Origin of the sequence: Halocynthiibacter sp. C4, assembly GCF_028823805.1 — a bacterium.
Classification (GTDB): Bacteria; Pseudomonadota; Alphaproteobacteria; order Rhodobacterales; family Rhodobacteraceae; genus Falsihalocynthiibacter; species Falsihalocynthiibacter halioticoli.
Genome location: NZ_JAPEIE010000016.1, coordinates 1 through 277, shown reverse-complemented (window position 1 = coordinate 277; position 277 = coordinate 1). Strand labels below are relative to the sequence as shown.

The window sequence follows — 277 nt, the reverse complement described above, 5'->3', positions numbered from 1 at the left end:
GGACGCTCAATTTGAGCGGCGGGCATCTGTCGCTGACAACGAGCGGCACGTTCGACGATTCGATTTCGGTCGGCGGCAGCTCGCTCCTGAAGATCGCGAACGGTGCAACCGTCACCGATACCGCCCTGATCAGTGGCAGCGGCAATCTCGGAATCGACGGCGGCGGCACGTTCGTCCTCAGCCATGCCAACACCTATGGCAGCACGACGATCTATTCGGGCACGGTATGGCTGACCACGGCCGGCGCAGCCGGCGCCGGCAACATCTCGTTCACCCC

1 protein-coding gene is annotated in these 277 nt (G+C 63.9%); it reads left to right on the top strand.

The window, feature by feature from the left end:
• Positions 1-277, top strand: a 277-nt coding sequence (locus tag OU789_RS16835) for a hypothetical protein (protein WP_274656952.1), incomplete at both ends; no start/stop codon positions are given.